This is a genomic window from Rothia sp. (in: high G+C Gram-positive bacteria), assembly GCF_030540545.1.
Classification (GTDB): domain Bacteria; phylum Actinomycetota; class Actinomycetes; order Actinomycetales; family Micrococcaceae; genus Rothia.
Genome location: NZ_JAUNVZ010000141.1, coordinates 1 through 232, shown reverse-complemented (window position 1 = coordinate 232; position 232 = coordinate 1). Strand labels below are relative to the sequence as shown.

The 232-nt window shown below is 62.5% G+C and carries 1 protein-coding gene; it reads left to right on the top strand.

Features of this window, described 5'->3' with window-relative positions; translation table 11 throughout:
- Positions 1-232: DUF2079 domain-containing protein (locus tag Q4P78_RS09510; protein WP_303340124.1), on the top strand; the 232-nt coding region annotated here is incomplete at both ends.

Sequence of the window (232 nt, the reverse complement as noted above, 5' to 3'; positions counted from 1 at the left end):
GAACCCGCTGAACGCGCTTCAACTGCTGTTCACCCCCGATGAGAAAGCCCAGAGCCTCTGGCTTCTGCTCATGGTGGGCGCCTTCCTGTGGGTGGTCAGCCCCCTGGCGGCCGTGGCGCTGCCCACCATCGCCTGGCGGATGCTTTCAAGTAACTCGTCGTACTGGTTGAGCACCTGGCACTACTCGCTGGTACTCATGCCGATCGTGTTCATGGCGCTGCTGGACGTGCTG